This window comes from Nocardia wallacei, assembly GCF_029868745.1.
Classification (GTDB): domain Bacteria; phylum Actinomycetota; class Actinomycetes; order Mycobacteriales; family Mycobacteriaceae; genus Nocardia; species Nocardia wallacei_B.
In genome coordinates this window covers 72,789-80,000 of the sequence record NZ_JARWOP010000085.1, presented here as the reverse complement: position 1 = coordinate 80,000, position 7,212 = coordinate 72,789, and the positions used below count along the sequence as shown (strand labels likewise).

Genomic DNA, 7,212 nt, shown 5'->3' with positions numbered 1-7,212 from the left:
CCCCCCCCCCCCCCCCCCCCCCCCCCCCCCCCCCCCCCCCCCCCCCCCCCCCCCCCCGCGGTTTTGACGGACGGCACGCCGGGATGACGGATGGCATGCCGGGATGACGGATGGCATGCCGGGATGACGGATGGCATGCCGAGTACAGGTGGAAGGCATGCCGTTCGTCGTTCGACCGCTCACTCGTCGTAGTTGACCGTGATGGATTCGGTGTCGGGGATGGCTTGGCAGGTGAGGACGTAGCCTTCGGCCAGTTCGTCGTCGGTGAGGGCGTTGTTCTGGCGGAGGGTGGCGCTGCCTTCGGTGACCTTGGCGATGCAGGTGGCGCAGTTGCCCTGTTCGCAGGAGAACGGGGGCGCCAGGCCGGCGCGGCGGGCGCTCTCCAGGAGGGTTTCGCCGTCCTTGCGTGGCACGTCCTTCTTCTTGCGGTTCAGTTTGATCGTCACCGTGCCCGCTCCGGCGGCCGAGACCGGGCCGGGCGCAGGGGCATTCGTGGCGGGTGAGGTGGCGGCCGCCTGCTGCGGTGCGTCGCCTTCCGGGACGGCCGCCGGTGCGCCGAACCGCTCGCTGTACACCAGGCCGGGGCCCGGCAGCGCCAGCTCGACCATCTCCATGAACGGTTCGGGGCCGCAGATGTAGGCGTCGGCGTGCGCGTCGGCGGCGACGAAGGCGTGGACCGCCGCGGCGTCGAGGAAGCCGCGGTCGGCGTCGAGGTGGCGGACCACCTCCAGCCGGTCCGGATACTGACGCACCAATTCGGCCAGCGCCGTCTCGAAGATCATCGAATCGGCATCGCGGTCGGCGCACAGCAAACGGACGCGCCGCCCGGTGGTCGCCAGGGCGCACTTGGTCAGCGACATGATCGGGGTGATCCCGCTGCCGCCGCTGAAGCCGAGCAGTGGTACGTCCGTCTCGCGCAGGCAGAACCGGCCCGCCGCGCCGGACATCTGGACCTCGTCGCCCTCGGTGAGGTTGTCCAGCATCCAGTTCGAGACCTTGCCGCCCGGAACGCGTTTGACCGTCGTCATCAGCTCGTCGTCGGTCTCCGGCGCGCTGGACATGGAATAGGAGCGAAAGAGCGCGGTGCCGTCCACGGGCACCCGGAAGGTGCAGAACTGTCCGGCCCGGTAGGTGATCGGCCCGCCGTGCGGCGCGAGCACGAACGTGCGCGCGTCCACGCTCTCCTTGACGATCCGGGTCACGGTCGCCGACTGGAACATCGAGGGTCTCGCCATGAACCGCATCCTCCTGGTAGGTAGATTCTAGTACTATGAGAATTATATTCTCACCCATGAGACGAGATCTCTCAAATATGTTCCCGAGCCGACTCCCCGAGGAGCGCCATGGATGTCCGTCTGACCAGCGAACAGCGCCAATTGCGCGACGCCGCCGCCAAATTGGCCGACGACCTGGGCCCCGGCTCGGTCGCCGACCTCGATGACGAGACCCGGCGGGCGCGGCTGGAGCGGGCCGTCGCGACGGCGGGCTGGCGCGATCTGCGCAGTGACGGCGCGTCCGGGGTCGAGATGGCGATCGTGGCCGAGGAGTTCGGCCGCGGCCTGGTCGACGTCGCGTTTCTCGGCCCGGCCCTGGCCGACGGGCTGCCGGGGCGGCCCGGCGACGGGCGCGGCTGGACCCTCGCGGTCGGCGATCGCGCGATCGACTCCCGCGGCAGCGATCGGGCGCTGATCGTGGACGGCTCCCGGATCCGCACCGCCACCGTCGGCGACGTGCTGCCCGGGGCCGACCTGACCCGGCAGACGGCCGCGCTCACCGGCGAATCGGAGACCGTCGCCGAACTTCCGGCCGACGACGCCACCCGCTGGCAGGCCCTGGCCCTCGCCCTGACCACCGCCGATCTGCTCGGCGCCGCCCGCGGCGCGCAGGACCTCGCCGTCGACTACGCCAAGGTGCGCGAGCAGTACGGCGCCACCATCGGCTCGTATCAGGCGGTGGCACATCTGCTCGCGGAGAACCAGGCCCTGATCGAGGGCGCGATCAGCGTGCTGCGGCACGCGGCGTGGGCGGTCGACGAACTCGCGCCCGCCGAGGCGTTGCGGGCCGCGCGCGTCGCGAAGGTCTACACCGCGCGGATGGCCCGCACGGTCTGCGAGGCGTCGATCCAGGTGCACGGCGGCATCGGCAATACCTGGGAGTGCCTCGCGCACGTGTATCTGCGGCGGGCACTGGTCTCGACCGAACTGTTCCCCGCCCGTCTGAAGGAGATCGATCTTGGACTTTCGTGATTCCCCGCAGGAGGCCGAGTTCCGGGCGCGGCTGCGCGCCTGGCTGGCCGAGACGGCGGGCCGGTTCCCCACCTCCGGTGACGAATACTGGGCCCGGCAGGGCGAATGGCATCAGGCGCTGTACGCGGCCGGGTTCTTCGGATCGTCATGGCCCAAGGAGTTCGGCGGGCACGAACTGCCGCCCGTGTACGACGTGATCGTGGACGAGGAACTGGCCATCGCCGGTGCGCCGCCGCGGCCCAGCCTCGGCTACCTGGTGCAGGGCCTGGGCCGGCACGGCAGCAAGGAACTTCAGCAACGGTTCCTGCCCGGCATGATCAACGGCACCGAGCGCTGGTGCCAGGGCTTCAGCGAACCGGGCGCGGGCTCGGACCTGGCGTCGCTGACGACCACCGCCACCCGCGACGGTGACGAGTACGTGGTGCACGGCCACAAGATCTGGACCAGCTACTCCGACGTCGCGGACTGGTGTTTGCTGTTGGCCCGCACCGATTCGGAAGTGCCACGGCACAAGGGCATTTCGGCGTTCATCATCGCCATGAAGCAGCCCGGCGTGGAACAGCGGCCGCTGCAGATGATCAGCGGCGTCACCCGCGAGTTCGGCCAGGTGCACTTCGACGGCGCGCGGGTGCCCGCCGATCAGATGGTCGGCGCGCCCGGCGACGGCTGGAAACTCGCCATGACCGTCGTCGGGCACGAGCGCGAGCCCTCCACCCTGGGATACGCGGCCCGATACGGAAAGCTGGTGCGGCAGTTGGCCGCCCGGCTCGACGGCCCCGCGCCGGACGACCTGGCGTGGGCGGCCGTGCAGACCGAGATGCTGCGGCTGCATGTGCGCCGGCGGCTGTCCGAGCAACTGGACGGCGTGGTGCACGGCCCCGACGGCTCGCTCGACAAACTCCTCATGACCTGGGTGGACCAGTCGGTGGGTCATGCGGCCTTGGCCGTCACCGGCACCGCCGACCCGGAACTGCTCGGCAGTTACTTCTACAGCCGCGCCCAGAGCGTCATGGGCGGCACCTCGCAGATCCAGAAGAACATCATCGCCTCCCGCATCCTCGGACTAGGAGTCTGACCATGTACGACCTGCCGGACGTCATCGACGTCCAGTCCGACGGCCCGCTCCGGATCATCACGCTGAACCGGCCGGACGCGCTCAATGCCGTGAACGACGACCTGCACACCGGTCTGGCGCGGCTCTGGCCGCGGCTGGGCGACGACCGGGACGCCCGGGTCGCGGTGCTCACGGGTGCGGGCAAGGCGTTCTCCGCCGGTGGCGATTTCGCGTATCTGGCCGAGCTGAGCCGAGATTCGCAGTTGCGGGCGAAGACGATCGCCCACGGCCGCGACATCGTGCTCGGCATGGCGCGGTGCCGGGTGCCGGTGATCACGGCCGTGAACGGCCCGGCCGTCGGGCTGGGTTGCAGCCTGGTCGCGTTGAGCGACATCGCCTACATCGCCGAGACGGCGTATCTGAAGGACCCGCACGTTCAGGTGGGCCTGGTCGCCGCCGACGGCGGGCCGCTGACCTGGCCGCTGCACACCAGCCTGCTGCTCGCCAAGGAATACGCGCTCACCGGCGCGAAGATCGGCGCCGCGCGGGCCCGGGAGATGGGGCTGGTGAACCATGTGGTCGCCGATCCCATGTCCGAGGCGCTGGCCTGCGCGAAACGCATTCTCGAACTGCCCCAGCAGGCCGTGGAGAGCACCAAGCGCCTGTTGAATCTGCATCTGGAGCGAGCGGTCCTGGCGACCTTGGACTTCGCCACCACCGCCGAGGACCTGTCGTTCCAGACCGACGACTTCCGGGCGGTGATCAGCAAGCTCACCGCGGCCAAGGAGTAGCGGCGCGCGATCGAAGGTCCCGGAACCCCCCTGGCTCCGGGACCTTCGCGCGAAACTACTTGGGCGGGAAGCGGAGTGCGCCGTCGAGACGGATGACCTCGCCGTTGAGGTAGTCGTTCTCGATGATCGAGGTGGCCAGCTGGGCGTACTCGACCGATCGGCCCATGCGCTTGGGGAAGGGCACCTGCGGGGACCAGTAGGCCTCGAGCTTGTCGGCGGCCTGTCCGTAGGCGGGCGTGTTCACGGTGCCGGGCGCGATCGTCACCACCCGGATGCCCAGCGGCGACAGGTCGCGCGCCGCGACCAGGGTCATGCCGACCACGCCGCCCTTGGCCGCCGAGTAGGGGATCTGGCCGGTCTGGCCCTCGAACGCGGCGATCGAGGCGGTGTTGACGATCACGCCGCGGGCGCCCTCGTCCAGCGGCTCGGTCTTGGCGATCGCGGCGGCCGACAGCCGCAGCACGTTGAACACCGCGGTCAGATAGAACTCGATCGTGGTGCGGAAGCCCTCGAGCGGCAGCGGCGAGCCGTCCTTGCCGACCAGCCTGCCGCCGGTGGCCGGACCGCCGTGGGTGTCGACCGAGATGCGCAGCGGGCCCAGCGATTCCGCCTCCGCGATGGCGGCGAGTACCGAATCCTCGTCGGTGGCGTCGGTGTGCACGTACCGGATCCCCAGCTCGGTTTCCAGCTGTTTGCCCTTGTCGTCGGCGACGTCGGCGACCACCACCTTCGCCCCGGCGGCGTGCAGGCGTCGCACCGTCGCCTCGCCCAGGCCGCCGGTGCCGCCGACTACAAGGGCGGAGCTTCCACTGATCTGCATGTGATAATCCTATCTTGCAACTACGGCTCTCCTATTGAGAAAATAGCATTCTCGTCGTGTGTCGCACGAGCACCCGAGCGGTCGCGCCGAGTACCCGTCGCCGAATTGGAGGCCACCGAAATGCCTGAAGCCGTTATCGTGTCCGCGCTGCGGACCCCCATCGGTACCGCCCGGAAGGGAACCCTGCGCGACACCAACGCCTTCGATCTGGCGCACCACGTGGTGAGCGCGGCCGCCGAGGGGCTGGACGCCGCGCGCGTCGATGACGTCGTCCTGGGGGAGGGGCGGTACGGCGGCGGCGTGGTCGCCCGGCACGCGGCCGTCACCGCGGGGCTGACCGGCGCGCCGGGCCTGGCGCTGAACCGGCACTGCGCGGCGGGCATGTCCGCGGTGCAGACCGCCGCGGCCGGAATCCGCGCCGGCATGGACGAACTCGTCATCGCGGGCGGGGTGAACTCCGATTCCACCGCGCCGCGCGTCCGGTTCCAGGTCGGGCCGGACGAGTGGATCGATCCCTGGGTGTCGCCGAGCCATCCGGACCGCCCGGACGCCCCCGCCATGGACATGTCCATCACCGTGGGCTGGAACGCGGCCGTGCGGGCGGGTCTCACGCGCGCCGAACTCGACGCGTGGGCGCTGCGCTCGCACCGCAATGCGATCGCGGCCATCGACGAGGGCCGTTTCAAGGAAGAGATCGTGCCGATCGAGACGCCGCACGGCCTGTTCGACACCGACGAGCATCCGCGCCGCGACACCTCGCTGGAGAAACTGGCCGGGCTGAAGGTACTGCATCCGGAGATCGAGGGCTTCTCCATCACTGCGGGCAATGCCTGCGGCGCGAACGACGGGGCCGCCGCGCTGGCCGTCGCCAGTGACCGGCTCGGGTTGCCCGCGCTGGCCTATATCCGGTCGTGGGTGTCGGTGGGCGTCGATCCGGCCGAGACCGGCCTCGCCCCGATCGAGGCGATCACCCGGGCCGTCTCCCGCGCCGGGATCTCGCTGTCGTCGGTGCGGGTGATCGAGATCAACGAGGCCTTCGCGTCGGTGCCGATCGCCGCCATCCGCGCCCTGGACCTCGATCCGGACATCGTCAACGTGAGCGGCAGCGGCTGCTCGCTGGGCCACCCGGTGGCCGCCACCGGAGCGCGGATGATCGTCACCCTGGTACACGAATTGCGCCGCCGCGGTGGTGGTTTCGGTATCGCCGCGATGTGCGCGGGCGGCGGCATGGGCTCGGCGACGGTCATCGAGGTACCGGCTGCGTGAGTGCGGAGAACGACCGTGGCGCAGCGGCTTCCGGAGTCGCCGGGGTAGTCGGCGCGTCCGTGGCCGATCTGCTCGCGCAGGCGCGGGGCGGGTCGGCGCGGGCAGTGGGGCGGCTGCTCACCCTGGTGGAGGGGGAGCGGCGCGGCGAGGTGCGGGCGGCGTTGGAGCCGGTGCCGGTGCGGGTGGTCGGGGTGACCGGGCCGCCGGGTGCGGGGAAGTCGACCACCATCGCCGCGCTGGCGAGCGTCTATCGGGAGCGGGGGCTGCGGGTCGCGGTACTCGCGGTCGACCCGTCCTCGCCCTACAGCGGCGGCGCGCTGCTGGGCGACCGGATCCGCATGGCCCGGCACATCGATGACCCCGACGTGTTGATCCGATCGCTGGCGACCCGCGGCCATCTCGGCGGGCTGTCCGCCGCCGTGCCCGCCGCGATCCAGCTGCTCGGGGCGCTCGGCTACGACATCGTGCTGCTGGAGACGGTGGGCGTCGGGCAGTCGGAGATCGAGATCGCCGCGATCGCCGACCCCACCCTGGTGATCCTGAATCCCGGTGCGGGAGACGCGGTTCAGGCCGCGAAGGCCGGCCTGCTGGAAGTGGCCGACATCCTGGTCGTGAACAAGGCCGACCGGGAAGGCGCCCAGCAGACCGTCCGTGACCTGCGCGCCGAATCCGATGCCCCGATCCTCACCCTGATCGCCTCGCGCGGCGAACGCATCGCCGAATTGGCCGACGCGATCGAGGCCCACCACCGCACCGACACCCCCCAGCGCCGCACCGCCCGAGCCCGAGCCCAAATCCTCTCCCTCGCCCAAACCCGCCTACGCACCCACGCCGACCTCGACCGCCTGGCCGCCGCCGTAGCCTCCGGCGAATGCGACGCCTACCACGCCGCCCAAACCCTCCTCCCCCTCGAGCACGAATAGGCGCTGTGCTCGCGGGCGAGCAGGGTAAGTGGGCGCGGTCGAGCGTGAGACCCGCTGCGCTCGGGTATGTGGGCGCGTTCGAGCACGAGGAACCCGCCGTGCCCGAGGGCTA

The 7,212-nt window shown here is 70.8% G+C and carries 7 protein-coding genes; 5 read left to right on the top strand and 2 right to left on the bottom strand.

Annotated features, from left to right (window positions below; all coding sequences use genetic code 11):
• Window positions 1-179: 179 nt before the first annotated feature.
• Window positions 180-1,235 (bottom strand): 2Fe-2S iron-sulfur cluster-binding protein, encoded by a 1,056-nt coding sequence (locus QH470_RS06320; RefSeq protein ID WP_280271321.1) that lies wholly within the window; start codon window positions 1,233-1,235, stop codon window positions 180-182.
• A 108-nt stretch (window positions 1,236-1,343) separates the two neighbouring features.
• On the opposite strand from QH470_RS06320, the gene QH470_RS06315 reads away from it, so the two are divergent.
• From QH470_RS06315 to QH470_RS06305, 3 genes are read left to right on the top strand one after another with little or no spacing between them, the layout of a single operon-like run.
• Complete coding sequence (locus QH470_RS06315; RefSeq protein WP_280271320.1) at window positions 1,344-2,246, top strand: acyl-CoA dehydrogenase family protein; 903 nt, start codon at window positions 1,344-1,346, stop codon at window positions 2,244-2,246.
• On the top strand, window positions 2,233-3,321 hold the full coding sequence (locus tag QH470_RS06310; protein ID WP_280271319.1) for an acyl-CoA dehydrogenase family protein: 1,089 nt from the start codon (window positions 2,233-2,235) through the stop codon (window positions 3,319-3,321). Before QH470_RS06315 ends, QH470_RS06310 begins: the two co-directional genes overlap by 14 nt.
• A 2-nt stretch (window positions 3,322-3,323) precedes the next feature.
• Window positions 3,324-4,091: an enoyl-CoA hydratase/isomerase family protein gene (locus QH470_RS06305; RefSeq protein WP_280271318.1), complete on the top strand. Its 768-nt coding sequence runs from the start codon at window positions 3,324-3,326 to the stop codon at window positions 4,089-4,091.
• Between the two features lie 55 nt (window positions 4,092-4,146).
• On the opposite strand, the gene QH470_RS06300 is transcribed toward QH470_RS06305, so the two are convergent.
• Window positions 4,147-4,911: an SDR family NAD(P)-dependent oxidoreductase gene (locus QH470_RS06300; RefSeq protein ID WP_280271317.1), complete on the bottom strand. Its 765-nt coding sequence runs from the start codon at window positions 4,909-4,911 to the stop codon at window positions 4,147-4,149.
• Window positions 4,912-5,031: 120 nt separating this feature from the next.
• On the opposite strand from QH470_RS06300, the gene QH470_RS06295 reads away from it, so the two are divergent.
• Both QH470_RS06295 and meaB read left to right on the top strand, forming a co-directional pair.
• On the top strand, window positions 5,032-6,177 hold the full coding sequence (locus QH470_RS06295; protein ID WP_280271316.1) for a thiolase family protein: 1,146 nt from the start codon (window positions 5,032-5,034) through the stop codon (window positions 6,175-6,177).
• Between the two features lie 59 nt (window positions 6,178-6,236).
• The gene (gene meaB / locus QH470_RS06290; protein ID WP_280271324.1) at window positions 6,237-7,100 is read left to right on the top strand and encodes a methylmalonyl Co-A mutase-associated GTPase MeaB; all 864 of its coding nucleotides are present in this window, start codon (window positions 6,237-6,239) and stop codon (window positions 7,098-7,100) included.
• Window positions 7,101-7,212 lie beyond the last annotated feature (112 nt).